Raw genomic sequence first — 23,490 nt, forward strand, 5'->3', positions numbered from 1 at the left:
AAGGCGGTGGTGCCCACCGGCACGTCGATGTAAGTGTCCTGTCCGTCGGCGCCCTGACGCAGCCGGCCCTCGCCGTAGCGCCCGTTTTCGGCCTTGAACTTGCGTCTGCCGACGAGCCGTTCCAGCGACTCCACACCCTCGATGGCGCGGAGAATGATGCTGCCGCCGCGTCCGCCGTGGCCGCCGTCCGGGCCGCCTTTTTCCATGTATTTGGCGCGGTGGAAACTCATGCTGCCGTCGCCGCCGTTGCCCGCCGCAACCTCGATATTCAGTACGTCACGAAATGCCATTTCGGACCTCCAGAGACCTGCCGGGGACTGACAGGAGGCGTCAGGCCGCCGAAGCAGGTGAAAAAAAACCGCGCCCCCCCAGAACTGGGCAGGGCGCGGCTGTCCGCCGAAATTCAGTCGGCAGCGACTTCGGTCTGGGCAGCTTCGATGCTGATGAAGCGGGCGCCCTTGCCCTTGTTGATGAAGACGACCTTGCCGTCGGAGAGCGCGAACAGGGTGTGGTCGCGGCCCATGCCGACGCCCTGACCCGCCTTGAACTTGGTGCCGCGCTGACGAACCAGGATGTTCCCGGCCTTCACGACTTCGCCGCCGAACTTCTTGACGCCCAGGTACTTGGGGTTGCTGTCACGTCCGTTCTTGGACGAACCTACGCCTTTCTTGTGTGCCATGTCCTACGCCTCCTTTAGCCCTGGATGCCCAGAATCTTGATCGCGGTGAAGTTCTGGCGGTGACCGGTGCGGCGGCGGTACTGCACGCCGCTCTTGTACTTGCGGATGTAGATCTTCTTGCCGCGCCCGTGCTCGACCACTTCGGCCTGCACGGTGTACTTGCCGGCGTCTTCGCCGAACACGGTCTGCTCGCCGCCTACGAAAAGGGCCTTGAGTTCGACCTTGTCGCCCGCTTCGCCTTGCAGGCTCTCGACGCGAATCACGTCGCCCTCCGAAACGCGGTACTGCTTGCCGCCCGTTTGAATGATTGCAAACATCTCTTTCCTCCTGCCGCCCGCACCCTTCATTGCAAGAAGGCTCGGGCCATTGTGCTGTCGTTTGCCCGTCGCCGGGCCACCAAGCGAAAACTGTACCACACCCACCTGACCACGGGAACAAGCCCGAACCGGAAGTTTGACCGGAACGGGCAAAAGCAGACAGTCCTGGCCCCAGGTTGGGGCGAATAAGAAGTGGACCGCGTGCATGTTCCCGTTCTGATCTATGTGTCCTCGCGGTACACATGGACTCGCGGTGGGGTGGCGCCTGGGCGAGTCGGTTGCTAAAGCCTCCGGGCGACCTCGGACATCTGCCGGGGCCGCGACTGCCGGCCACTATAGCAGACGGCAGGTTGGCTCCTAGCAGTGCGCTGTGGGGTCAGGCAGGGTCGCTCTTCGGCGCCTCGTCCTCATGCCCCTTGAGGCCGCGAATCTCCTCGATAAAGCGTTCCAGACTGTCGAAGTCGCGGTAGACACTGGCAAAGCGGATGTAGGCCACGTCGTCGAGGGGTCGTAGAAAAGTCATGGCGCGGCGCCCGATTTCCTCGGTGGGAATTTCGCCGCCCTGCACCTCGTCTTCGAAGCTGTAGGCGAAAGTCCGTAGCGCCGCCTCCTCCACCGGACGTTTCTCGCTGGCGAGCGCCAGGCCGCGCAGCAGCTTGTCGGGGTTGAAGGCCTCGCGCACGCCGCTGCGCTTGACGACCATCAGCGGTTCGAGCTGCGCCCGCTCGTAGGTGGTGAAGCGCCGGGTGCAGGTCAGGCACTCGCGGCGGCGCCGGATGCTGGCTCCGTCGTCGCTGGGACGAGAATTGATGACCCGCGAATCGGGCGAGGAACAGTAGGGACACTTCACGGCTGGCGGTCCACCTGCCCGGAACGGATCTGCTCGGCGCGGACTTGGTCAGAACGGGCCTGGCCTGCGCGGGGCAACGGGGGCAGCGGCACCTCGAGCACGTTGCCGCCGAGGTGCCCGAGCGACGGCATCGCCAGGGCCAGCACCGCGTCGGTCAGCGGCTGGTCGAGCCGGTCGTCGCCGCTGCTCGCCCGCGAAGGCAGCAGCAGGTTCAGGCGCATGTCTTCCTGCCCTGCGTGCTCGACCAGCGAGCGAATCGCCCCGCGCTGGGGCTGCACCTGCAAGCCCGCCTCGTCGCGGTGCGGCCCCACGATGGTCAGCCAGGTCTGGGGGTGGCGGCGGCGCAGCACCTGGGTCAAGGCAACGGTGCTCTTGACGTTGGCGCCGAACAGGTCCATCCACTCGTTTTCGCTGAGGTCCTGAAAGGTGGAGTAGGCCCGCTTGTCCGCGAGGTGCACCACGCCGTGCAGTTCGCCGTAGATGTCGAGAATGCGCCCGAGCGCGCTGATGCAGTCGAGCGGCACCGACACGTCGGCGGCAAGCGGAATGACCTGCCCGCCCTGCTGCTCGATGCCGCTGGCGATGGCGGCGAGGTTTTCGGGCGCGGTGCCCACCAGAATCACGCTGGCGCCCGCGTGGGCCAGCGCGGTGCCGATGGGCCGCCCGTAGCCCTGATCGGCGCTGGTCACGGCAATCACCTGATTGGTGAGCAGGCCGCGCTGGGCCGGGGAAGGCGAAAACGCGCCGCCAGCGGAAGACGTCATAGCGGCCAGCATAGCGGGCCAGCCGCGCAAAATTGCGACGCCGCAGACGGGCGCCGGATTGCGCGCCCCGGCGCTACTGCCGGTACTCGCGGCCTTTCCACGCCACCTGCCGCCGCAGCGCCCGGCGGTACACCGGCAGCATCAGCAGTGGCGTGAGCGGCCCCAGCAGCCCCTCGGCGAGGTCGGCGGGGCGGCGGCGTCCGGCGAGAAAGTTGGTCAGCGGGCGCTCGGCCACACTCGCCAGCCGCAGCCAGCGCGCCCCCGGCAGCGGCCACAGCCAGGGCGCCGTGTAGATGGCGAACACCAGCGCGAAGCTCAGCGCCAGCCGCCCCCGCCGTCCCCCGTGCACCGCGAGCAGATTCTTGCCGAAGCCGGCCACCGAGTCGGGGTAAGAGCGGTACATCCGCACCCCGATACAGTCCTGACCGAGCGCGAGCGAGAGCCGCCCGCCCGCCTCACGGACCCGGTAGGCAAACTGCACGTCCTCGAGCACGTCGCCGCGCACCGCCGCGTGCCCGCCGAGCGACCAGTAAAAGGAGCGCCGGAAGACCATGACCTGCCCGTTGGCCGCGCTCGCCGACGGAATGGGAAAAAGCAGCAGCGGCAGCGGAAAGAGCAGCAGCAGCGGCAGCTCGGCCAGCGGGGTCAGCAGCCGCTCGCCGGGGGTCACGTTGCGCTGGCGCGGCCACACGCTGAGCAGGTCGGCGCCCGCGCGTTGCCACTGCGCCGTCACCGCGCCCAGCGCACCGGGGTGCCAGCTCACGTCGGCGTCGGTGAACACAAGCACGTCGCCGCTCGCCGCCCGCGCGAGTTGCTGACAGGCCCAGGGCTTGCCCACCCAGCCGGGCGGCAATGGCTCGCCGGTCAGCACGCGGGCGCCGAGGCTGCGGGCGACCTGCGCGGTGTCGTCAACCGAGCCGTCGTCGAGGACGAGCACCTCCGCCGCGCCCTGAGCAAGCAGACCGGGCAGGTTGCGCCGCAGGTTGGCGGCCTCGTCGCGCGCGGGTACGAGCAGCGAAACGCGCACGTCCGGCAGCGGCGGCTGCGGGCGCAGGCGGGGAAAAGCCACAGCGTTGTTGACCAGCATCAGGGCCTTGTAGCCGAGAAAAGCGCCGGTCAGGACGTGGTAGAGCAGCGAGAGGGGCTTCATCGGAGCGGGCCTTTCGGTGCGGGGAGTGAAGCGCCCTGCAAAGTCGTCAGCCGGGCGAGCAGCCGCGTGGGCAGGCCGGGCCGGTCGTGCACGCTGCTCGCGCCGCGCACCCAGCGCAGGTATCCGGCGGGCGGCAAATCAGGGTCGGCGGCGTGCAGGTCGGCGTCCAGCCGGGCGACGGCAGCACGGAGGGCTCCGGCCAGGTCGGCGGGCGGCATCGGCGGCGCGAACCGCACGAAGGCTTCGGGCTTCTGCGCTCCCCGCACCAGCACCCGCAGCCCGACGGGAATCAGGGGCACGCCTGCTTGCCGGGCCACCCACGCCGCGCCGGGGTGCAGCGCGCCGAGCGGGCCGGGCGGTTGCAGGGCGCCCTCGGGAAAGAGAACCGTCCAGCCGCCGCGCCGGGCGTGGCGCACGGCGGCGCGGACCTCCCCGGTGCCGATGGCCCCCACCCGCCGCAGAAAGGGAAAGCGCCCGAGTTGCCGCTCGGTCATCATCACCCGGAGGTCCGCGCCGCACTGCCAGGCGAGTTCGCCGAGCAGGTAGCCGTCCCACCACGACTGGTGGTTGGGGGCGAGCACCGCGCCGCCGGGCGGCAAAGGCCCGGTCACGTAGACCCCGGCGAGCTCGGCGCGCAGGCTGCGGCGAATGCTCAGGCGCACCAGGGGGCCGGTCCAGTCGCCCTCAACTGGCACGCCGCACCCCGCGCGCGAGCAGCGCTCCCAGCCCCATCACGGCGAGTGTGACCCCCGCTTCCGCCAGCCGCCCCACCAGCACCAGCCCGCCCGGCAGAAAAAAAGCCTCGGTGAAGTAGGCGAGCGAGAAGGACGGCGATAAGCCCTCAGCCTTCTGCTTCTCTTTGGCATCAAAAAGCCCCGGCGCCAGACGCTTCATGCCCCAGGCAATCGCCGTGCCCACCGCCCACCAGCCGAGAAAGTTCTGCACCGGCGCCCCGGCCCACAGCGGGTGGGGGTCGCTCCAGCGCCAGTAGTTCTGCGCCGTCATCAGCGGTTCGAGGCCCACGTCCCAGCACGTGATGAGCAGCCCCGCCAGCCAGGGGCGCCCGCCCGCGAGTTGCAGCCCGGCGAGGGTAAAGGCGAACCAGCCCAGCGGCACGATAAGCGGCACCGTGAGCACGGTGGGCGCGGGGGCGGTGGCGTAGGAGTACTGCCCAAAAGGAACCCCCGTCCGGCTGCCGAGCAGTTCCACGCCCAGCCCGGCGAGGCAGGCGAGGGCGGCGAGCTGCGCGGCCTGGCCCCAGCCCGCCCGCTGCGCGGCGTAGCTCAGTCCGGCGACGAACAGCGCCCCGGTGCTGAGCAGCCCCAGCAGCGCAAACCCCTGCGGCCACAGCGGCACCGGAATCTTGAGGGCCACGGAGAGCGCGAGCCACCCCAACCACGGCGGCGTCTCAGCGAGCAGCCGTTGCCAGCGCCGCCGCAGGGTGGCCCCGAACGCTGACCCCAGCGCGTCCCCCGCCAGCGCAAACACCCCGGAGAGCGGCAGCCCCAGCGCAATCAGAGCCCAGCCTGCGGACTGCTCGGCCAGCGCCAGCAGCGCCCCCAGAAAGGCGAGGCCGAGGCCAGCGGCGGCCAGCCCCCAGCGCAGGAGGGGGGGCGAGATCAACCCGGCTCCTGCGAGTGCAGGGCGGCAAAATACTGGGCGGTCGTCTCCGAAACGTCCCCCGGCAGGGCGCTCGGCGGCCACATGCCCAGGATCCGCATCTCGCCCACCGTCAGCTCAGTTTCCTCGCGCAGTTCGCGGGGGGTGGTTTCCTCAATGGCTTCGGCGCCTTCACTTCCGCCCCCCGGCACGTCCCACTGGCCGTCGTCGCGGCGCCGAACCAGCAGCACTGCGGCCCCGCGCCGCACGGCGATTCCGGCCCCGGTTCGTTTCATTTCCAGCGCCTCCGCGTCAGGTCCTTCACGATGACCCGCGCCGCGTTGCGTCCCGAGGCGCCCATGATGCCTCCGCCGGGGTGGGTGCTGGCGCCGGTGAGGTACAGCCCCTGCACGCCCGGCCAGCGGTACTGGCTCGCTTTCAGCCAGGGGCGGAAGGAGAACATCTGGTCGAAGGACATTTCCAGGTGCATCACGTTGCCCCGGTGCAGGCCGAGGTTGGTTTCCAGCCACTGCGGCGTCTGCACGAGTTCGCCCACAATCGTGTCGCGGGTGCCCGGCGCGTAGTGCTCAAAGGCCCGCAGGATGTTCTCCCGCGCTTCGGCGGTGCGCGTTTCCCAGCTCCCGGTGGCGAGCTCGAAGGGGTAGTACTGCGCCCACAGCCACAACACGTCGCCGTTCGGTGGGGCGAGCGAGTCGTCCACCGCGCTGAAGCTCATGGCGACGAGGGGCGGGTCGGTGGTGGGCTGCCCGGCGAGGTATTCGCCGTAGCCCTGCATGATTTGCCGCTCGTTTTTGATCAGCAATCCCAGGCCGATGCGTGAGTCGGGCTCGGTGTGGTGACGGTATTTGACTTTTTCACTGAGGGCGAGGCGCAAAATCATGCCGAAGCCGTTGCCCACGCGCACATTCCTGGCGGCGCTAGGGACATATTCGGCGGGCAGGGCATTCGCAGTGGTCAGGATGTGGACGCCCGACACGACGGCGCGGGCGGTGTACGTCTCGCCGCTTTCCAGCCGGATGCCCTGCGCCTTGCCGTCCTTGACCAGAATTTCCTTGACCGGCGCGTCGGTGAAGACCTCGCCGCCTTCGGCCTCGGTGGCCCGGCGCAGGGCTTTGGTCAGGCCGCCGCTGCCGCCTTTGGGCCGCGCCACGCCGCCTTCGTGGTAGAGCGGGTGCCACAGCAAAAAGGGCGCGCTCAGCGGGTCCGAGGGTGGGGGGCCGCTCTGGGCCGCCATCCAGGTCAGGGGAGCCCGCACGCGCTCCTCGCTGAAGTACTCGCGCGCCACGTCGCCGTAGGGCCGCAGGATGCGCGGGAGCTGCTCGTTCCAGTCCTTGCCCTGGCCGCTGCGCATCACCATTTTGCCCAGGTCGAGCGGCCCCGGCGCCGAGTTGAACAGGTCGGCCACGGCGCGCGCGAAGGGTGTCCAATCGTCGAGAAAGCGCCCGTAGGCGTCGCCCTGCCCGGGAAACTTTTCGTCCAGTTCGCGGATGGTCCGCCCGGCGTCGCGGTGAATGAACCAGGGCGTTTCACCGTCGGAAGCGTGAAACATAGGGTCCACTTCGAGGTAATGCAGCCCGTGCCGCGTGAGTTCGAGTTCGCGCACGATGGGCGTCATCCGAATCAGGATGTGGGCGCTGCCGCCGTAGTCGAAGCGGTAACCGGGCACGACCTCCTCGGTGCTGACCGCCCCGCCGACGAGGTGCCGCCGCTCGAACACGCCGACTTTCAGGCCCGCCCGGGCGGCGTAGGCAGCAGTCACCAGCGCGTTGTGGCCCGCGCCCATGACGATCAGGTCGTAATCCGGCATTTGGGGTCAGTCTGGCACGCCGGCGGCGGGGGGGAGGGTGGGGGGCGGTACGCTTGCCCCACCTGGCCTGATACGGTTTCAAATTGAGTCCCGGACATGTCCGGGCGCAATTTTGCCGGGAGCGCATGGAAAAAATACGGTTTTAAGGAGATAGACGGGCATCCGGCGCCTCTTTCGGATGTTCGGGAATCGGATTAAAGCAGTATGAAACGTCGGTGGCTAGAACACTGGCAGTTCCCGGCGGCAGCCCCCGGCCCCACCATTGACTGAAAAGGTGAGAAATATTACAGTAGGGCATGCCCAGGGGGTCCCCGGGCGTCCCGGAGAATCGAAAGGAGGTCCTATGAAGCGTTCTGCTGCTCTCGGTCTGACTGTTCTGTTCGGCGTTCCCGCGTCCGCCCAATCCGCCCAGTCCCTCGTCACCGGCACCTCGACCACGGAACTGGTAGGGATCGCACGCGGGTTCGGGTCGGCTTCGCTCGGAACGTCGTCTGCTACCGGTTCACCCAAGATCACCGGGCGCATCGGCGGCCAGGAATACTCGGTGTACTTTTACGGCTGCGACTCCAACAAGAAAAACTGCACCAGTATCCAGTTTGCGACCTACTGGATCGGCAAACGGCTGACCGCGGCCGAGGTCAACCAGTGGAACGCCGACAAGCGCTTCGGCAAGCTGTTTATCGACAGCGATGGGGATCTCAACCTCCAGATGGATGTCAATCTGGATTTCGGGGTGACTTACAAGAACATGGAAGACACCTTCGATCTCTGGAAACTGGTCCTGGAGGACGTCCTCGACGCGATCTGATCCGGGTCTGAGAGAGAAATAGCGCCTCTGATACCACTTTGAAAAATAGTTTGGATCATCAAACTATTTTTCAAAGTGGTATCACTCCTCCTCCGCCCACAGCGCCCGCATTTCTGCGCTCGTTTCCAGCAGTTCGGCAAGCGTACCCTCCGCCGTCACCCGCCCGCCTTCCATCACCAGGATGCGGTGGGCGCGGGTCAGGGCGGCGCGGCGGTGTGAGACGACCAGACAGGTGGCGCCGAGTTCGGAAAACAGGCCGTCCCACAGTTCGGCCTCGGTGCGGGCGTCGAGGGCGCTCGACACGTCGTCGAACACCAGCAGGTCGGCCTGTTGCGCCAGCATCCGCGCCACCGCCGTGCGCTGCACCTGCCCGCCGGAGAGCTTGACGCCGCGTGCGCCGACGGGCGTCCCGTCGCCCTGCGGCAACTGCGCGAGGTCGGCGTCCAGCCGGGCCAGCCGCACCGCGAGCGGCAGCCGGTCCGCGTCCGCGCCGCTCAGCACGTTGTCGCGCAGCGAGTCGGAAAAGAGGTTGGGCAGTTGCGCCGTGTACGCCGAGCGCGGCGGCACCAGAAAGGAGGCGGGGTCGGTGACTTCCTCGCCGTTCCAGACGATGCGCCCGCCGTCCGTGGGGAGCAGCCCCAGCACGGCGCGCAGCAGGGTGCTTTTGCCGCTGCCGATGCGCCCGGTCACCACCACGAATTCCCCGCGCCGCAGCGTGAAGCTCACGTCGTGGACACCGCCGCCGTCCGGATGGTGCGCGCTGAGGTGCTCCACCCGCAGTTCGCGCAGCGGTTCTGCGGCCTCGCGGGCAGGCAGGGCAGGCGGCTCGGCGCGCAGGTATACCGGCTGGTGGCGCACGGTTTCGTCTCCTGGCGCGTCGACCAGCAGGCGGTTCATGCGCTCGAAAGAAACCCCGGTGCGGCGGTGGCGGGCAATCGCGTCGCCGAAAAAGCCCATGCTCCCGGTCAGGCGTGGCAGCAGGCCGATAAACAGCACGAAGTCCTGCACGCTCAGCGCCTCGCCGCGTACCCGGTTGGCCCCCAGCAGCAGCACCAGCCCCACCGCCAGATTGACCATGTTGGTGTTCACGCCGCGAATGAGTTCGGTGAGCAGCACGTCGCGCAGCGCGGCCTGCTGGCGCGTTTCGCCGAGCCGGCGCAGGTGCGCGACCATCTGCTCCTCACGCCCGGCGAGCTTGACGGCGCTCACGGCTCCGAAGGTCTCCCCGATAAAGTCGGTCACGCGCGCCGTCGCCTCGCGCATCCGGCGGCGATAGGTGCGGATGGTGGGCGAGAGCCGCTGCACGAAGACAATCATCAGCAGCAGCGGCGCGCACACCAGCACGGTAATCAGCGGGTCCACCCGCGCCATCAGGGTCACGGCGACCAGCGTGTAGACCAGAAAGCCCGCGCCGTCCACCCAGACCTCGGTGTAGCCCGCCACGTCCTCCACGTCGTCGCGGAAGCGGCTCACCGCCTCGGCGGGTGTGTCGGGCAACCGGCGCGAGCCAGGCGCGGTCAGTAGGTAGCCGAGCAGGTTGCGCCGCACCAGCGCGTCGAGCGTGTACCACAGCTCCACCCACGCCCGGAACGCCCCGTAAAAAATCCCGAAGCGGCTCGCCCGCACGAACGCGAACCACCCCAGCGACACCCACGCCGCCGCGATGCCGGTGCTCACTCCCCGTTCGGCTTCCTCCAGATGACCGAACAGGCCGCTGATCGCCACCGTCAGCAGCGCGGGCGAGGCGTGCACCATGCCCCACATCAGCAGGTTGAAGGCGAAGAGGCCGGGGGTATAGGCGAACAGACGACGGGCGAGGGCAAAGGTGCGGGCGGGCGAGGGTGAGACGGCGCGCGGGGTGGTGGGCGGCGGTGAAGCGGAAGGGAGCGGGCTGGCCGGGGTGGTCATGGAGTCTCCGTTGATGGGTGATGGAGGAAGGTTGATGGGGAGAGCAAGAGGTCAGGAGGCGTCCAAATCACTTCAGCTTTTCTCACGCCCACGCCCCTCATGCCAGCACCGCTTCGGCTTCCCGCCCGGCGCGCAGCAGACCGGCGTAGTGGCTGCGCGGATCGCGGGCGAGGTCGGTGCGGGCACCGTCTTCCAGCACCTCACCGGCTCCCAGCACCACGATGCGGTCGGCGCGGGCCACGGTATCGAGCCGGTGGGCGATGACGATGGCGGTGCGGCCCGCGAGCAGCCGGGTCATGGCGGCGGTGAGCTGGGCTTCGGTGGCGGGGTCGAGGCGGCTGCTCGGCTCGTCGAGGATGATGACGGCGGGGTCGCGCAGCATCACACGGGCAAAGGCAAGCAGTTGCGCCTGCCCCGCGCTGAGGCTTCCGGCGGGCAGCGGCGTGCGGACCCCTTCCGGCAGGCGCGAAAGCCAGTCGCCCAGGCCGACTTCGGCCAGCGCCGCCTCCACCTGCGCGTCGCTCACGCCCTCGTCGAAAAAGCTGAGGTTGTCGCGCACGCTCGCCTGAAACAGCTGCACGTCCTGCGTCACTACTGCCACCCGCGAGCGCAGGCTGGCGAGGGTCACGTCGCGGGTGTCCACGCCGCCGAGGCGCACGCTGCCGCTGGTGGGGTCGTAGAGGCGCGACACCAGACGGGTCAGCGTCGTTTTGCCGCTGCCAGTGCGCCCCAGCAGCCCCAGCGTCTGCCCAGCCTCCAGCGTCAGGTCCACGTCCCGCAGGACAGGGGTGCCCTCTGCGCCGCCGTAGCTGAAGCCCACATGGTCAAAGCGCAGGTCGAGCGGGCCGGGGGGCAACTCGCGCGTTCCTTCCGGCAGGTGCGACCGCAGCGCGAGCAGTTCGCCCACCCTCATCACGCTCGCCCCCGCTTTTTGCAGGTCCTGCAACTGGTTGGTGAGCTGATCAATGGGTTCTTCCACCATCGTCATGTACTGGTAGAGCGCGAAGGCGGTGCCGAGCGTGATGGCCCCCGCCGCGTAGAGCCCCACCGCCGAGGCGAGCAGCGCCACGTAGCCCACGGCAAAGAGCGCCATGCTCAGTTGCCACACCACCGCCCGGCGCCGCCAGGAAAAGATGGAGCGGCTGAAAAACTCGCGCTGCACCTTCAGGAACCCGCGCAGGTGGTACTCGCCCGCGCCGAGCGAGCGCACATCGTCGAGCCCGGCGAGCCGCTCCTCCACGTAGCCGAACAGCTTGGCACTCGCCTCGCGCTCCTGCTGCGTAGGTTCCACGCCGCCCTTGCGGACGCGGTTCATCGCCCACAGCGTCAGGGCCACGAAGACGGTTACGCCCGCTCCCACCCGCCAGTCGGTGCGCCAGAACATGACCACCGCGCCGGTCAGCAGCAGCGCGGCCCCGAACACCCTCACCGCGAACTGCGAGAAGAAGTTGCTCAGGGCCGTCACGTCGCCGTCGATGCGCTCGATCATCTCGCCGGGCGTGCGTTCCTTGTGTTCCTGCATGTCGAGTGACAGCAGGTGCGCGGTCAGGTCGGCGCGCAGCCGGTTGGTCGCCTGCCAGCCCACCCGCGCCCCCAGGTACGTCGCCCCGGCGCTCAGCAGTTGCACGCCCACAGCGAGCACGAGGTAGGTCACGGCGAGGCGCACCAGCAGCGCCACGTCGGCCTGTGCCCCCAGCTTGGCGGCGTCCACGAAGCGCGAAAGCAGTTGCGGCAGCAGCAGGTTCAGCCCCGTGCCGACGAGCAGCAGCGCGGCGAGGGCCGCCACCGCGCCCCGGAGCGGCCCCAGGTAAGTTCGTAACACGGTCAGGGTAGGGGAAGGGGCAGCCATGCGTTCAGGCTAGGCGAAGTGCGGGGCCGGCACATCGGCCAACTGGCGGAGGGCGCCCGGCAGCTCAGCCTTCCAGCAAGCGCTGCACCTCCGCCGCCCGCGCCGTGAGATCGGCGTCGGAGACGGCGGGTGCTCCAACATCTACCTTCAGCTCACCCAGCGGCACCCAGCTCACGCAGCCGAGCATCTGCGCCGTTTCGGTCAGGGTCGGCGGCTCACGCAGCGGCCAGATGCGCAGCACCAGCGCGTGCACCCAGGGGCGGTTCTTATAGGCGAACTTGCGGGCCATCGCCTGCGCCGTGAGCGCTTGCAGCGGCTCCAGCCTCTGCGCAGCGGCGAGGTCGGTCACGCGGTGCACGGCCACCACCTCGGCGAGCGCGGGGGGCCTGACCCGGCCCGGCGCGGGGTCGGTTCGCAGCAGCGGCGCGAATTCGGCGCGCAGTTCCTCCGGGTTCTGGTGAACATACGTGGGGTACAGCACAAAGCGGCGGTGCTCCACCTCGAATTCGCCGTGCCGCTCGTGAATGCCGCCCTTGCGAATCAGCAGCGAGGTCTCGCCCCGCGTCAGCAGCCCGCACTGCACGTCCCATTCTTTGAGGCCCACAAGTTCGTTCATGACCTGACAGTAGACCAAGACAGCCGGGGGAGACCAAGACAGCCGGGGGCCACCTCTACCATCTGCCCGGCCGGTCTGATAACGTACCGAGTTGCGCCGTCCGGCGAGGTTTGACTTTGCCGCGTGACCGCACCGACAGCAACACTATGAGGAGGTGAATCATGAACCAGTACGATCTCAACCTGATCCTGAACCCGAACATCAGCGCCGAACAGGTGCAGACCGAGAAGGATTACATCGAGAACGCCGTGCGTAACGCGGGGGCTGAAATCAGCAACCTCGACGACCTCGGCAACCGTCGCCTCGCCTACCAGGTGGGCAAGGACCGCGAAGGCTACTACCTGATGTACACCATCAAGGCTTCGGGCAACCCCGAAACCGCCATCGCCAGCAGCCTGCGCCTGCGCGACAACGTCCGCCGCGTCCTGGTGGTCAAGGACCGCCCGGAGTGGAAGACCAAGAAGGCCTGAGCCTTTTATGTCATTGACATAATTGACTCTGCTTGTTACTATCTAGTGAACCCGCAAGGGCCGTCCGCCAGCAACATCGAACTCTAGTTATTTTGCCAGCTACCCAAGGAGAATTTGTTATGGCCCGAGGCATGAACCACGTCTACCTGATCGGCGCACTCGCCCGTGATCCCGAACTTCGCTACACCGGCAACGGCATGGCCGTTTTCGAAGCCACCGTCGCAGGCGAAGACCGAGTGATCGGCAATGATGGCCGTGAACGCAATCTGCCCTGGTACCACCGCGTGTCGATTCTGGGCAAGCCCGCCGAATGGCAGGCCGAGCGCAACCTCAAGGGCGGCGACGCCGTGGTGGTTGAAGGTACCCTGGAATACCGTCAGTGGGAAGCGCCCGAAGCGGCAAACGCAGCGCAGTCAACGTCAAAGCCCTCCGCATGGAACAGCTCGGCACCCAGCCCGAACTGATTCAGGACGCTGGCGGCGGCGTGCGCATGAGCGGCGCGATGAATGAAGTCCTGGTCCTCGGCAACGTGACCCGTGACCCCGAGATTCGCTACACCCCTGCGGGTGACGCTGTGCTGAGCCTGTCGATTGCGGTCAACGAGAACTACCAGGACCGTCAGGCCAGCGCCAGGAAAAGGTTCACTATATCGACGCCACGCTCTGGCGCGACCTCGCCGAGAACATGAAGGAGCTCCGTAAGGGCGACCCGGTCATGATCATGGGCAGGCTCGTCAACGAGGGCTGGACCGATAAAGACGGCAACAAGCGCAACAGCACAAGAGTAGAGGCGACGCGAGTCGAAGCCCTTGCCCGAGGCGCAGGCAATGCCAATTCGGGCTACGCCGCAGCCACCCCTGCCGCACCTCGCACGCAGACCGCGAGCAGTGCCGCACGCCCGACGTCTGGCGGCTACCAGAGCCAGCCCAGCCGCGCGGCGAACACGGGGAGCCGTTCGGGGGGCCTAGATATTGATCAAGGTCTCGACGATTTTCCGCCGGAAGAAGACGACCTGCCCTTTTAATGCAGGCCCTGGGGGCCTAGCGCCCCCGGCTTCCGGCCACACCAAGGACACCCAACATGACCCAGCAAGGAAACAGCGGCGAACGCAAGCCGCGCGGCAAGGGCCCCAAGCGCCCCCGCAAGCCGAAGGTCGATCCGTTCTCCATCGGGGAACTGGAAATCACCGATTACAAAGACGTGAAGATGCTGCGCCGCTTCGTCAGCGACACCGGCAAGATTCTTCCCCGCCGCCGCACCGGCCTCTCGGCCAAGCACCAGCGCCGCATCGCGCAGACCATCAAGGTCGCGCGTCAGCTCGCGCTGCTGCCCTACACCGAGAAACTGGTCCGGAAATAAGGAGTCCTTGACATGCAAGTGATTCTTCTCGAACCCAGCCGCCTGGGCAAGACCGGCGAAGTGGTGAGCGTCAAGGACGGGTACGCCCGCAACTGGCTGATTCCCCAGGGCCTCGCGGTGTCCGCGACCCGCACCAACATGAAGACCCTCGAAGCGCAGCTGCGCTCCATCGAAAAGCGCCAGGCGCAGGAAAAGGCCGTGGCCGAAGACCTCGCCAGCCGCCTGAACGGTGTGGCTGTGGAACTGAGCGTCCGCGCGGGCGAAGGCAAGATCTACGGCGCCGTCACCCACCAGGACGTGGCCAACAGCCTCGACCAGCTCGGTTTCGACGTGGACCGCCGCAAGATCGACATGCCCAAGACCGTCAAGGAAGTGGGCGAGTACGACATCGCTTACCGCGCCCACCCCGAAGTCACCATCCCCATGAAGCTCGTGGTGCACGCCGCGAAGTAAGCCTCAGAGGGAGCAAAAGAAGACCCCGCCCGGTGTGGCGGGGTTTTTCTATTGGGTGCGTTGGGCCACCAGGGCGGGCAAGTCTGCTTCGGGCACGCGGGCCAGTTCGGCCAGGGTGCGCCCCTGCGCCAGCCAGTCGCCGACCAGCCACCAGCCGAGCGCGTAGGCCGTCCGTTCAGGCCCAAACTCCGGGTGAGGCAGAAGAAAGCGCAGCAGGGCGGCGTCGTCCGAGGCGTCTAGCCGGGAGAGAGCGTCCCCCCACAGGCCGCTGCGTACATCCTCGCACTGTCTCAGCCAGTCCACCGTGCCGAGATGGTCTCGCAGGGGTGAAGTGGGATGGAGGGCAGCCGTGGTGCGGGTCGCCAGACCCTCCTGCACGATGAGGGCCGCCACCGAGCGCTGCCAGCCGCCGTCACTGCCGCACAACTCGTGATGAAAGAGGTGGGTCAGTTCATGGGTGAGCACCCACCCGGCCCAGTCGGCAGGCATCTCGACGGGCATACACAGCGAGGTCCCGGCCACAAACGCGTTGCCCTCGAAGCCGCCCACGTAGGTGACGAGGCGGTAGCTGGGAGCAGGAGTCTGAAACAGCGCTTCAAGCGCCTGCTCCGCTTCCCGCGCTTGCCGTTGTAACCGGACAACTTCCGGGCGAAGGTCGGTGGGCAGGTCTGAATACTTCTCCCAAGCCTCGTCCAGCAGGCGGCGGGCGATGCCCTGTCCTCCAGGCGTGGGAGGTACGGCGGCGAAAGCGTAGTGCTGTTGCCACAGCTGCCAACGCGTTTCAGGGTCGGCGTGCTCGGCAAGAGCGAAGAAGGTCCGAAACTTCGGCGTCAGGTCGAGGAGGTCGGGCATGGGGGTATCCTCACCCGCCGCCTACTCCCCCGGTAAGCTCAAGGTGTGAGGAGCGTCCTGACCGTCACCCACCCCGCTGCCGTCCGCCTGCTGACCCGGGGCCGCGCCCGCTGGGTGCTGGGGGCCTTTCTGCGTGGTGAGAACAGTGTGGCGGGGGCCGCGCGGGAGTTGAATCTCGACCTGCGGCTCGTTCATCGGGATGTGGGGGCATTGCTGAGCGCAGGACTGCTGCAAGTGGTCCGCGAACAAAAACGGGCCGGGCGAGCAGTGAAGGTCTATACGGCGACGGCTCCGGCCTTTTTCGTGCCGTTCAGCGCCACCGACGCCGCCGACTTTGCCGAGCTGGGCGGCAAACGCGAGCAGCTGTACGACGAACTGCTGGGCCGGGCGTCCCTACGCAAATTCGAGCAGCTTCACCACGAACAGAGCGGCGGACGCGAGTGGGGGGTGCGGCTGTATCTCGGCCCCGAGGGGCAGGTGCAGGTGGACACGTCCTACGAGGGGGCCGAACTCGTGGAAGCGGCGGTGCGCTATCAGGGGCCGGTGGGCCTGCTGCTCAGTGCCCGCACTGCGCTGCGGCTGACCGAGGCCGAGGCCGAAGAGGTCCAAATCGAACTCATCCGGCTGCTGATGCGCTTGCGGCCCATAAGTGTGCAGCACGAGCAAAATGGAACCGGCCAGCCGTTTCTCCTGCGCCTGGGGCTGGTCGGCGTTTCCGAGGAAGAGGCGCAGAGCCTCCAGTGACTCCACCCCTGCAAACCAAAGGCGTCTTGGCTCACTTTTCATGGGTTGTATCCCGGCGTGGCGCAGGCTGGGGGCATGAGCGACAAAAAGAATATGTTCGAGAACATCGCCGACGCCGCCAAAGCCGGGGCCGACAGCCTCGCGGACCGGGCCCGCGCCGTGGGCCACGACATCGCTTCGCACGTGGGTGATGAGGCGGGCAATGCCCAGGACCGTGCCGAGGCCGCTGCCGCCCGTGCCCGCGCCGAGAGCCACGGCGCCGACTACCGCCGCGAGATGGACAGCGCCAACGACGACCTGCTCAGCGGGCTGGGGCAGGCCAAGCACAAGACCGATCAGGCTGCCGAAAAGGTACGTGCTGATACCCAGGAAGCGGCCCAGAACGCCCGCGAAAAGGCTCAGGATGTCAGGGCCAACGTGCATGAGTCGGCTCAGGACTTCCGGGCCGGAGCGCAGGAGCAGGCGCAGACTCTGCGGGCCGACGCGCGTGACGCTGCCGCTCAGGCACGTGACCATGCCCAGAATCTCCGCACCGACGTCCACGAAAAAGCCCAGGACCTGCGCGAAGGAGCGCACGAAACGGCGCAGAATGTCAAAGCGGACGTTCACAATGCCGCCGAGGATGTGCGCGCCGACGTGCGCGAAATAGACCGCCGCTCCAAAAACCAGGACTGATCGCCTGCGCCTTCCAGTGGCCGCTCCCTCCCAAGCGGGTCAGGGGGCGGCCTTTCTCTTGCTGAGCCGCAGAGGCGCTACCTTGTGTCGCATGACGCGGGAGCGGGGCTGATGCCCGGAACAGGCGGCGGAGAAGGAGCGGTCAGGGAGGGCAAACTGACCGAGGTCAGTTATTCGGGCAACCAGGCCAACGCCCTGATTCACCTCTACCGCGCCGAAGTCGGCAAGATGACCGCCTACCGCCAGCGGCTCGATATGACGACCAACTGGTCGGTGGTGACGACGGCGGGCCTCGCCAGTTTTGCCCTCGGTGACGTGAACAACAGCCACGCAACTTTTTTGTTCGCCATGTTCATGAACTACTTTTTCCTGCGCCTTGAAGCCCGGCGCTTCCGCACCTTCGAGATCGCCCACCACCGGGTCCGCATCATGGAGCGCTTTTTTTACCCCGCCATGCTGGGCGACAAGGTGGACGCCGGGTGGCACCAGCTCTTGCTCGCCGAACTCGCCAAGCCGCGCAGCCCCATGACGCGCAACGACGCGCTCGGCTGGCGGCTCAACCGCAACTACCTGTGGATTTACGCCGCCGTGCTGCTCGCCTGGTTCGCCAAACTCGACCTCAGCGTGCCCAAGGGCTTTTTGCTGGAGTTCCCCGAAACGTTCTCGCTGGCCGACATCGGCAGTTTTCCCGGCTGGCTGGTCTTTCTGGGGGTGGGCGTCTTTTACGCCTACCTGATCTGGCTGGCACTGCGGGCGGCGCGGACGTATCCGCTGGAAGAGGGCTGAGCCGGTCCAAACGTGCGAAGATGGCGGGCCTGCCATGACGACCCTGCCCGCGCCCACCATTTCCACCACCGCCGAACTGCGCGCCCTGCTGCGGCTCGCCGGGCCGGTGGTGGTTTCGCAGTTTGCCGCCAACGCGCTCGCTTTGATTGCCACCGCCGTCATCGGGCGGCTGGGCGAGCGTGAACTGGCCGCCGCCGCGTATGCCAACGCCGCGTATTACCTCGTCTTCATCATGGTGGTGGGGGTCATGCTGTCGGTGGCGCCCCGCGTGGCGCAGGCGCATGGAGCGGGCGACGCGCGGGGCGTGGCGCGGGCGCTCGGCGGCGGGCTGCGGCTCGCGCTGCTTCTGAGCGCCGTGATGCTGCCGCTGATGTGGGCACTGTCCTTCGTGCTGCCCAACTTTGCGCCGGCGGGGGTCAGCCGTGACCTCGTCGCCGCCTACCTGCGGGTGTACTCGCTGGGGATGCTGCCCAATCTCGCCTTTATCGCCCTGCGCGGCACGCTGGAAGGCACCGGCAAGCCCGGCGCGGTCACGGGCGTGGCGCTGACCGGCGTGGTATGGGCGCTGCTGGTGGCCCCGGCCCTGGCTTTCGGGTGGGGGCCGCTGCCCCGGCTGGGACTGGCGGGCGCGGCGGGCGCGAGTGCGTCGGCGGCGTGGATCATGGCCGCGCTGCTGTGGCCGCTTGCCCGGCGTCGGGTGGCCTACGCGGGGCCGCTCGGGCCGCTGGGCGACGAGGTTCGTGCCCTCTTTCGCCTCGGCTGGCCCATCGGCCTGACGCTGGGCGCCGAGGGAGGCATGTTCAGCGTGACCACCCTGCTGATGGCTCGCTTCGGCCCGGAGGTGCTCGCCGCGCACAACGTGACCATGCAGACCATCACGGCATTTTTCATGGTGCCGCTCGGCATCGCCTCGGCCACCGGCGTGCGGGTGGGCACCGAGGCGGGGGCCGGGCGACTGGCGCAGGCCCGCCGCGCCGGGCTGGTGGGGCTGGGGCTGTCGTCCGCCGTCATGCTGACCTTCGCGGTCATCGAACTCGCCGCGCCGCGCACGGTGTTCAGCGTCTTCGTCAACGTGAACGACCCCGCCAACGCCGGGCTGATTGCCGCCGCCACCGGCTTCCTGAGCATCGCCGCGCTCTTTCAACTGATGGACGGCTTGCAGGTCACCGCCAACGGTGCGCTGCGCGGCCTGCAAGACACCCGCGTGCCGCTGCTGGTGTCGCTCGTCGCCTACTGGGTGGTCGGTTTGGGCCTCGGCTCGGTGCTGTCCTCCGTCGCCGGCCTGGGAGCGCGGGGGCTGTGGTTCGGGCTGACGGCGGGGCTGACCCTGGCCGGGCTGTCGCTGGTGGGGCGGTTTCTGTACCGAACAAGAGCAGGACGGGCCGCCTGAGTTCTCTCAGTGTTCGAGCTTGAGATACGGCAGCCGCTTGTCCAGCCACGCCGGGAGCCACCAGTTCCAGCGCCCGGCGAGTTTGAGGAAGGCGGGCACGAGGACCAGCCGCACCAGCGTGGCGTCGAGCACCACCGCGACGGCCAGCCCCAGCCCCACGCTTTTGGTGGCGACCACCCGCCCGAACATGAAGGCGGTAAAGACGATGAACATGATGACGGCGGCGCTGGTGATGATGCGGGCGGTGTGGCCCACGGCGCGGACCACTGCCTCATCGTTGCTGGCCCCGGCGAGGTGCTCTTCTTGCACGCGGGAGAGCAGAAAAATCTCGTAGTCCATGCTCAGGCCGAACATCACCGCGAACAGCAGCAGCGGCAGCGACGAGTCGAGCACGCCCGCACTCGCCGGGAGGCCGAGCAGCCCCGCGAAGTGGCCTTCTTGCACCGCCCAGGTCACCACGCCCGCCGCCGCGCCCACTGTCAGTGCGTTCATCACGATGCTCTTGAGCGGAATGAGGAGCGAGCGGAATGCGAGCAGCAGCAGCACGAAGGTCCCGCCGAAGACCGCCAGCATGACCGTCGGCAGCGTGTCCGTAATCGCCTCGCTGAATTCGCGCCCGCCCACCGGAGCGCCGCCCACCAGAAAGCGGGAGCCGCTGCCTTCCAGCACCGCCCGGACGCGCTTTTCAAAGGCGGGAGCGAGGTCGGCGCGCAGGGTGTCGTCCGGCACCACCGTCACCCGCAGGAAGGTGCGGTCCCGGCTGAACGACCGCTGGGTGAGCAGGCTCAGCGCCGCCAGGCCATCGCTCGTGCCTCCGCCCGCTGCCTGGAGGTCGGCGGGGGTCAGGAAGGGACTGAGCACCGCCCGCACGCCCGGCAGCGCCCGCAGGTCGTTCACCACCGCCTGAAAGCGGGCGCTCTGGTCGGGGGTATAGCGTTTTCCCTCCAGGTCCAGCAGCACCTCGTACTGGCTGAGCAGCCCGCCCGCGCCCATGTCGCGCACGTCTTGCAGCGCGTCGCGGCTTTCCACGCCCGGCACCAGCCCCCACGCCCCGGCGTAGCCCGTTTTCATGCGGGAGGCGGGCACCGCGAGCAGCAGCAGGAAAGCCGTGCTCAGCACCACCACCGCCAGCGGGCGCGCCGTGACCCGGCGGGCAAACGCCGTCCACGCCGCCGACGCTCCCGCCGACTGCGCCCAGGTGGAGCGCAGCAGGCGCGGGGCGTTGACCCGGTCACCCAGCAGCGTGAGCAGGGCGGGCAGCGCGGTCAGGCTCGCCAGCACCGTCAGCACCACCGCCAGCACGCCGCCGATGCCGATGGAGCGCACGAACGACAGCGGCGGCAGCAGCAGCCCCGCCATGGCAATCGCCACCGTGGAGCCGCTGAACAGCACGCTGCGCCCCGCCGTCTCCACCGTGCGGGCGGCGGCCTCGGCAGCGTTGCCTCTTCTCGCCAGTTCCTCGCGGAAGCGGTTGACCATCAGCAGCGCGTAGTCGATGCCCGCACCCAGCCCCAGCATCGTCACCACGCTCTGCGCGAAGGTGCTCACCTCCATCACGGTGGTCAGAAAGTACAGCCCCGCCATCGCCACGCTGATGCTGAGCATCCCGATGACCAGCGGCAGCCCCGTCGCCACCAGCGCCCCGAAGACAAGCAGCAGCAGCAGGGCAATCAGCGGCAGAGCCACGAATTCGCTGCGCTTGGTATCGGCCTCGGCGAGTTCAGTAAAGTCGTCGGCAATCGCCTGCCCACCTGTCACCCGGATGTCCAGCGCGGGCGAAGCCACCCGGCGCACATACGCCCGGATGCGCGCCACCGCTTCCTTGCCGTCCTCTTGCAGCGGAATCTGCGCGACAGTGAGCGCCAGCGTCCCCGCCGCGTCCCGGCTGCCCAGACCACCCCTCTGCGCCGGCAGCACGCGCGTCACGCCCTTCACATCGCGCAGCCCAGACACGAAACGTTGGTACGTCGCTTGCCCCGGCGCGGTGTCCAGCCCCGGCGTACTGCGGGTCACCAGCAGCGCGGTGTTCGTGTCGGTCTCGCCGAACTTGTCGCGCAGCAGGTCCGAGACCCGCGCGCTCTCGGCGTTGGTCAGCGTGCCGGGATTGGCGCTCAGCGCGGAAGGGGCGCGGGCGGCAAACGGCAGGCTCAGGGCGACGAGCAGCGCCCAGACGAGCAGCACGGCCCACGGATGGCGGGAGACGAACAGAGCGAGTCGGCGCACGCCCAGCAGTAGAACACGCCGCCGCGCCGGCAAAGGGTCAGGAAAGACGCTTCAGGCGGGTTGTTGTCTCTAGAGAAGTAGCAAAGAAGCCGCCTGCCAGCTCCTATCCTGCGGCCATGCCCCTTCTCAACGGACTGGACCACGTGCAACTGGAAGCCCCGGCAGGCTGCGAGGTCGCCGCCCGCGAGTTTTTCGCCGGGGTGTTGGGCCTCCCCGAACTGCAAAAACCGGAGGCTCTCCGTAAGAACGGCGGCTGCTGGTTCGGCCTCCCCGATGGCCGGCAGGTGCACGTCGGCGTGGTGGCGGACTACGTGCCGCGCCGTAAAGGTCACTTCGCCCTGCGCTGCGACGATGTGGGGGCGGTGGCGCGTCACCTGGCAGCGCACGGCGTCGCCTGCACCCCCGACAAGGAAGCGGGCGTGCCGCGCCTCTTTCTGCAAGACCCCTGGGGCGGGCGGCTGGAAATCGTGCAGGGGGCGCACCCCTCGCGGCCTCTGTCCTGAGCAGAAGCCGCACCAAGGGGGGCAGGCGGCCACGAGCAGACAAACGCTTTTGGGCCTCGCCTCTACAATGCCCCTTATGACTGTTTCCCCTTCTTCTCAAACCGGGCGCGGCGAAATCGGGCGTGACGAGCTGGTGCGCTGGCTCGGCGAGTACCTCCGCATTGGCGCGTACCCCGACCCCTCGCTCAATGGCCTGCAAATTCAGGGCACCGACAAGATTCGCCGCATTGCCGCGAGCGTGGACACCAGCTTGCAGACGTTGCAGGCCGCCGCCGAGTCGGGGGCCGACCTGCTGCTGGTGCACCACGGGCTGTTCTGGGGGAGGCCCCTGGCGATCACCGGGCCGCATTACGAGCGCGTGCGGACGGCGATTCAGGCCGACCTGAACCTCTACGCGGCGCACATTCCGCTCGACGCTCACCCCGAAGTCGGCAACAACGCCATGATTGCGAGGGCGCTGAGCCTGACTGACCTGCAACCGTTCGGCGACTGGCAGGGCCACAAAATCGGCGTGGCGGGCACCCTGCCGCGTGAGCTGGGCTTGCAGGACTTCGCCGACCGCATCCAGAAACTGACCGGCGAAATCTGCCTCGTGCACGGCGGCGGCTCGCCCAACATCCACCGCGTCGGCGTGACTTCCGGCAGCGGTGCGGGCGCGATTGCCGAGGCCGCCGCCATGGGCCTCGACACCCTGCTGACCGGCGAACCCGAGCACAAGTATTTCCACGACTCGTTCGAATACGGCGTGAACGTGATTTTTGCCGGCCACTACGAAACTGAGGTCTTCGGCGTGCGCGCGCTGGCAGCCCGCATCGAAGACGAGTTCGGCATTCCCTGGCAGTTCCTCAACTTCCCGACCGGGCTGTGAGCCAGGGCCTTTTCATCACCCTCGAAGGGCCGGAGGGCGCGGGCAAAACGACGCAGCTCGCCCGGCTGGAAGCGCGGCTGCGGGCAGCGGGACACGCCGTCACCGTCACCCGCGAACCGGGAGGCACCCCACTGGGCACGCGGGTGCGCGAGGTGGTGCTCGACCCGGCGGTGGAGATCGAGCCGCTCGGTGAGTTTCTGCTGTACTCCGCCAGCCGCGCCCAGCTCGTGCGCGAGGTGCTGCGTCCGGCACTGGAACGCGGCGAAACCGTGCTGTGTGACCGCTACGCCGACTCCTCGCTCGCCTACCAGGGCGCGGGCCGGGGGCTCTCGCTCCCACTCCTGCGTCAGATCACCGCCGAGGTCACGGGCGGCCTCACGCCCGGGCTGACGGTGCTGCTCGACCTCGACCCCGCGCTGGGCCTGCAAAGGGCCGCGCGGCGCGGGCAGCCTGACCGGCTGGAACAGGCCGACCTGACCTTTCACCGCCGGGTGCGCCAGGGCTTTCTGGACCTCGCGCACGCCGAGCCGCAAAGATTTCTGGTGCTGGACGCGACCCGCCCGGAGGACGAGCTGGAAGCGGAGATTTGGGCGGCGGTGTCAGAAAGAGGGCACTGAGGAGGGTAGAAGTTGACCCTCTACCCTTGTGGGACTCAGAGAGCTGCATCGCAGAGAGGGCCTTGCGAAAGCTTGGGGTGACTCGCAGAGCTGCTTGCAGAGGGGGCATCCAGACCAACTCGGTCAAAACCTCATTCTGGCAAAGGCCATAGGAAAGGGGAGCCGTGACCAACTGGACGGCTC

Annotated in this window: 26 protein-coding genes and 1 pseudogene (1 of these 27 cut by a window edge); 12 read left to right on the plus strand and 15 right to left on the minus strand. The window is 68.1% G+C overall.

What is annotated here, in order from left to right:
* The 10 genes from obgE to DR_RS00495 form a co-directional block, all read right to left on the minus strand.
* On the minus strand, positions 1-290 hold the 5' end (the start) of the coding sequence (obgE, locus tag DR_RS00450) for a GTPase ObgE (RefSeq protein ID WP_010886732.1). The gene continues 1,027 nt to the left of window position 1, outside the view; only the first 290 of its 1,317 coding nucleotides appear in the window; the start codon lies at positions 288-290; its stop codon lies off the left edge, out of view.
* Between the two features lie 113 nt (positions 291-403).
* Positions 404-679 carry a 50S ribosomal protein L27 gene (rpmA, locus tag DR_RS00455; protein WP_010886733.1) on the minus strand — a complete coding sequence of 92 codons (276 nt, stop codon included), beginning with the start codon at positions 677-679 and terminating at the stop codon, positions 404-406.
* Between the two features lie 14 nt (positions 680-693).
* Positions 694-996 (minus strand): 50S ribosomal protein L21, encoded by a 303-nt coding sequence (gene rplU, locus DR_RS00460; RefSeq protein ID WP_027480310.1) that lies wholly within the window; start codon positions 994-996, stop codon positions 694-696.
* A 376-nt stretch (positions 997-1,372) separates the two neighbouring features.
* Positions 1,373-1,846 (minus strand): transcriptional regulator NrdR, encoded by a 474-nt coding sequence (gene nrdR / locus DR_RS00465; protein WP_010886735.1) that lies wholly within the window; start codon positions 1,844-1,846, stop codon positions 1,373-1,375.
* A complete protein-coding gene (locus tag DR_RS00470; protein ID WP_034350944.1) occupies positions 1,843-2,610 on the minus strand; it encodes an SDR family NAD(P)-dependent oxidoreductase in 768 nt (255 codons plus the stop codon). Before DR_RS00470 ends, nrdR begins: the two co-directional genes overlap by 4 nt.
* A 73-nt stretch (positions 2,611-2,683) precedes the next feature.
* Positions 2,684-3,760, minus strand: coding sequence for a glycosyltransferase (locus DR_RS00475; RefSeq protein ID WP_010886737.1), 1,077 nt, complete (start codon positions 3,758-3,760; stop codon positions 2,684-2,686).
* Positions 3,757-4,455: a 1-acyl-sn-glycerol-3-phosphate acyltransferase gene (locus DR_RS00480; RefSeq protein WP_010886738.1), complete on the minus strand. Its 699-nt coding sequence runs from the start codon at positions 4,453-4,455 to the stop codon at positions 3,757-3,759. The genes DR_RS00475 and DR_RS00480 overlap by 4 nt, the downstream gene beginning before the upstream one ends.
* Positions 4,445-5,383: a carotenoid 1,2-hydratase CruF gene (cruF, locus tag DR_RS00485; RefSeq protein ID WP_010886739.1), complete on the minus strand. Its 939-nt coding sequence runs from the start codon at positions 5,381-5,383 to the stop codon at positions 4,445-4,447. Before cruF ends, DR_RS00480 begins: the two co-directional genes overlap by 11 nt.
* Positions 5,380-5,655 (minus strand): NUDIX domain-containing protein, encoded by a 276-nt coding sequence (locus DR_RS00490; RefSeq protein ID WP_010886740.1) that lies wholly within the window; start codon positions 5,653-5,655, stop codon positions 5,380-5,382. The genes cruF and DR_RS00490 overlap by 4 nt, the downstream gene beginning before the upstream one ends.
* The gene (locus tag DR_RS00495) at positions 5,652-7,187 is read right to left on the minus strand and encodes a phytoene desaturase family protein (protein ID WP_010886741.1); all 1,536 of its coding nucleotides are present in this window, start codon (positions 7,185-7,187) and stop codon (positions 5,652-5,654) included. The genes DR_RS00490 and DR_RS00495 overlap by 4 nt, the downstream gene beginning before the upstream one ends.
* Before the next feature lie 343 nt (positions 7,188-7,530).
* Between DR_RS00495 and DR_RS00500 the strand changes: the two genes are divergently transcribed.
* Positions 7,531-7,995: a YbjN domain-containing protein gene (locus tag DR_RS00500; RefSeq protein WP_034350939.1), complete on the plus strand. Its 465-nt coding sequence runs from the start codon at positions 7,531-7,533 to the stop codon at positions 7,993-7,995.
* Positions 7,996-8,076: 81 nt separating this feature from the next.
* Here the strand turns inward: DR_RS00500 and DR_RS00505 are convergent, their stop codons facing one another.
* The 3 genes from DR_RS00505 to DR_RS00515 form a co-directional block, all read right to left on the minus strand.
* Positions 8,077-9,903 carry an ABC transporter ATP-binding protein gene (locus tag DR_RS00505; protein ID WP_010886743.1) on the minus strand — a complete coding sequence of 609 codons (1,827 nt, stop codon included), beginning with the start codon at positions 9,901-9,903 and terminating at the stop codon, positions 8,077-8,079.
* Between the two features lie 97 nt (positions 9,904-10,000).
* Positions 10,001-11,752, minus strand: coding sequence for an ABC transporter ATP-binding protein (locus DR_RS00510; protein WP_010886744.1), 1,752 nt, complete (start codon positions 11,750-11,752; stop codon positions 10,001-10,003).
* A 64-nt stretch (positions 11,753-11,816) separates the two neighbouring features.
* Positions 11,817-12,368 carry a DUF1802 family protein gene (locus DR_RS00515; protein ID WP_027480309.1) on the minus strand — a complete coding sequence of 184 codons (552 nt, stop codon included), beginning with the start codon at positions 12,366-12,368 and terminating at the stop codon, positions 11,817-11,819.
* A gap of 161 nt (positions 12,369-12,529) precedes the next feature.
* Here DR_RS00515 and rpsF point away from each other — a divergent pair, with 161 nt between their 5' ends.
* The 4 genes and pseudogenes from rpsF (at position 12,530) to rplI (ending at position 14,649) form a co-directional block, all read left to right on the plus strand.
* Positions 12,530-12,838 carry a 30S ribosomal protein S6 gene (rpsF, locus tag DR_RS00520; RefSeq protein WP_010886746.1) on the plus strand — a complete coding sequence of 103 codons (309 nt, stop codon included), beginning with the start codon at positions 12,530-12,532 and terminating at the stop codon, positions 12,836-12,838.
* A gap of 119 nt (positions 12,839-12,957) precedes the next feature.
* Positions 12,958-13,861: pseudogene (locus DR_RS00525) on the plus strand (single-stranded DNA-binding protein).
* 56 nt (positions 13,862-13,917) lie between these two features.
* The gene (gene rpsR / locus DR_RS00530) at positions 13,918-14,196 is read left to right on the plus strand and encodes a 30S ribosomal protein S18 (RefSeq protein WP_010886749.1); all 279 of its coding nucleotides are present in this window, start codon (positions 13,918-13,920) and stop codon (positions 14,194-14,196) included.
* 12 nt (positions 14,197-14,208) lie between these two features.
* Positions 14,209-14,649, plus strand: coding sequence for a 50S ribosomal protein L9 (gene rplI, locus DR_RS00535; RefSeq protein WP_010886750.1), 441 nt, complete (start codon positions 14,209-14,211; stop codon positions 14,647-14,649).
* Between the two features lie 48 nt (positions 14,650-14,697).
* On the opposite strand, the gene DR_RS00540 is transcribed toward rplI, so the two are convergent.
* Complete coding sequence (locus DR_RS00540) at positions 14,698-15,501, minus strand: hypothetical protein (protein ID WP_010886751.1); 804 nt, start codon at positions 15,499-15,501, stop codon at positions 14,698-14,700.
* Between the two features lie 45 nt (positions 15,502-15,546).
* Between DR_RS00540 and DR_RS00545 the strand changes: the two genes are divergently transcribed.
* From DR_RS00545 to DR_RS00560, 4 genes are all read left to right on the plus strand, one after another.
* Positions 15,547-16,245 carry a hypothetical protein gene (locus DR_RS00545; RefSeq protein WP_010886752.1) on the plus strand — a complete coding sequence of 233 codons (699 nt, stop codon included), beginning with the start codon at positions 15,547-15,549 and terminating at the stop codon, positions 16,243-16,245.
* A 75-nt stretch (positions 16,246-16,320) separates the two neighbouring features.
* Positions 16,321-16,920, plus strand: coding sequence for a hypothetical protein (locus tag DR_RS00550; protein ID WP_051618912.1), 600 nt, complete (start codon positions 16,321-16,323; stop codon positions 16,918-16,920).
* A 111-nt stretch (positions 16,921-17,031) separates the two neighbouring features.
* Entirely contained in the window at positions 17,032-17,706 is a 675-nt protein-coding gene (locus DR_RS00555; RefSeq protein WP_027480307.1) for a DUF2270 domain-containing protein, read from the plus strand.
* A 34-nt stretch (positions 17,707-17,740) separates the two neighbouring features.
* Positions 17,741-19,096 (plus strand): MATE family efflux transporter, encoded by a 1,356-nt coding sequence (locus tag DR_RS00560; protein ID WP_010886755.1) that lies wholly within the window; start codon positions 17,741-17,743, stop codon positions 19,094-19,096.
* Positions 19,097-19,102: 6 nt separating this feature from the next.
* On the opposite strand, the gene DR_RS00565 is transcribed toward DR_RS00560, so the two are convergent.
* On the minus strand, positions 19,103-21,319 hold the full coding sequence (locus DR_RS00565) for an MMPL family transporter (protein ID WP_027480306.1): 2,217 nt from the start codon (positions 21,317-21,319) through the stop codon (positions 19,103-19,105).
* Positions 21,320-21,435: 116 nt separating this feature from the next.
* On the opposite strand from DR_RS00565, the gene DR_RS00570 reads away from it, so the two are divergent.
* From DR_RS00570 to tmk, 3 genes are all read left to right on the plus strand, one after another.
* Complete coding sequence (locus DR_RS00570) at positions 21,436-21,822, plus strand: VOC family protein (RefSeq protein WP_010886757.1); 387 nt, start codon at positions 21,436-21,438, stop codon at positions 21,820-21,822.
* Positions 21,823-21,898: 76 nt separating this feature from the next.
* The gene (locus tag DR_RS00575; RefSeq protein WP_027480305.1) at positions 21,899-22,690 is read left to right on the plus strand and encodes a Nif3-like dinuclear metal center hexameric protein; all 792 of its coding nucleotides are present in this window, start codon (positions 21,899-21,901) and stop codon (positions 22,688-22,690) included.
* Positions 22,687-23,307 (plus strand): dTMP kinase, encoded by a 621-nt coding sequence (tmk, locus tag DR_RS00580; protein WP_010886759.1) that lies wholly within the window; start codon positions 22,687-22,689, stop codon positions 23,305-23,307. The genes DR_RS00575 and tmk overlap by 4 nt, the downstream gene beginning before the upstream one ends.
* The last annotated feature ends 183 nt before the right edge of the window (positions 23,308-23,490 follow it).

It is taken from the genome of Deinococcus radiodurans R1 = ATCC 13939 = DSM 20539 (assembly GCF_000008565.1).
GTDB lineage: Bacteria > Deinococcota > Deinococci > Deinococcales > Deinococcaceae > Deinococcus > Deinococcus radiodurans.

What these genes read in the sequence shown, in the direction of transcription:
- rplU (WP_027480310.1), bottom strand. Translation starts at nt 996, where the DNA reads ATGTTTGCAATCATTCAAACGGGCGGCAAGCAGTACCGCGTTTCGGAG.
- DR_RS00555 (WP_027480307.1), top strand. Translation starts at nt 17,032, where the DNA reads ATGCCCGGAACAGGCGGCGGAGAAGGAGCGGTCAGGGAGGGCAAACTG.
- DR_RS00490 (WP_010886740.1), bottom strand. Translation starts at nt 5,655, where the DNA reads ATGAAACGAACCGGGGCCGGAATCGCCGTGCGGCGCGGGGCCGCAGTG.
- DR_RS00470 (WP_034350944.1), bottom strand. Translation starts at nt 2,610, where the DNA reads ATGACGTCTTCCGCTGGCGGCGCGTTTTCGCCTTCCCCGGCCCAGCGC.
- DR_RS00540 (WP_010886751.1), bottom strand. Translation starts at nt 15,501, where the DNA reads ATGCCCGACCTCCTCGACCTGACGCCGAAGTTTCGGACCTTCTTCGCT.
- DR_RS00505 (WP_010886743.1), bottom strand. Translation starts at nt 9,903, where the DNA reads ATGACCACCCCGGCCAGCCCGCTCCCTTCCGCTTCACCGCCGCCCACC.
- DR_RS00515 (WP_027480309.1), bottom strand. Translation starts at nt 12,368, where the DNA reads ATGAACGAACTTGTGGGCCTCAAAGAATGGGACGTGCAGTGCGGGCTG.
- rplI (WP_010886750.1), top strand. Translation starts at nt 14,209, where the DNA reads ATGCAAGTGATTCTTCTCGAACCCAGCCGCCTGGGCAAGACCGGCGAA.
- DR_RS00475 (WP_010886737.1), bottom strand. Translation starts at nt 3,760, where the DNA reads ATGAAGCCCCTCTCGCTGCTCTACCACGTCCTGACCGGCGCTTTTCTC.
- rpsR (WP_010886749.1), top strand. Translation starts at nt 13,918, where the DNA reads ATGACCCAGCAAGGAAACAGCGGCGAACGCAAGCCGCGCGGCAAGGGC.
- DR_RS00575 (WP_027480305.1), top strand. Translation starts at nt 21,899, where the DNA reads ATGACTGTTTCCCCTTCTTCTCAAACCGGGCGCGGCGAAATCGGGCGT.
- DR_RS00570 (WP_010886757.1), top strand. Translation starts at nt 21,436, where the DNA reads ATGCCCCTTCTCAACGGACTGGACCACGTGCAACTGGAAGCCCCGGCA.
- rpsF (WP_010886746.1), top strand. Translation starts at nt 12,530, where the DNA reads ATGAACCAGTACGATCTCAACCTGATCCTGAACCCGAACATCAGCGCC.
- DR_RS00560 (WP_010886755.1), top strand. Translation starts at nt 17,741, where the DNA reads ATGACGACCCTGCCCGCGCCCACCATTTCCACCACCGCCGAACTGCGC.
- DR_RS00510 (WP_010886744.1), bottom strand. Translation starts at nt 11,752, where the DNA reads ATGGCTGCCCCTTCCCCTACCCTGACCGTGTTACGAACTTACCTGGGG.
- DR_RS00500 (WP_034350939.1), top strand. Translation starts at nt 7,531, where the DNA reads ATGAAGCGTTCTGCTGCTCTCGGTCTGACTGTTCTGTTCGGCGTTCCC.
- rpmA (WP_010886733.1), bottom strand. Translation starts at nt 679, where the DNA reads ATGGCACACAAGAAAGGCGTAGGTTCGTCCAAGAACGGACGTGACAGC.
- DR_RS00550 (WP_051618912.1), top strand. Translation starts at nt 16,321, where the DNA reads ATGAGCGACAAAAAGAATATGTTCGAGAACATCGCCGACGCCGCCAAA.
- DR_RS00495 (WP_010886741.1), bottom strand. Translation starts at nt 7,187, where the DNA reads ATGCCGGATTACGACCTGATCGTCATGGGCGCGGGCCACAACGCGCTG.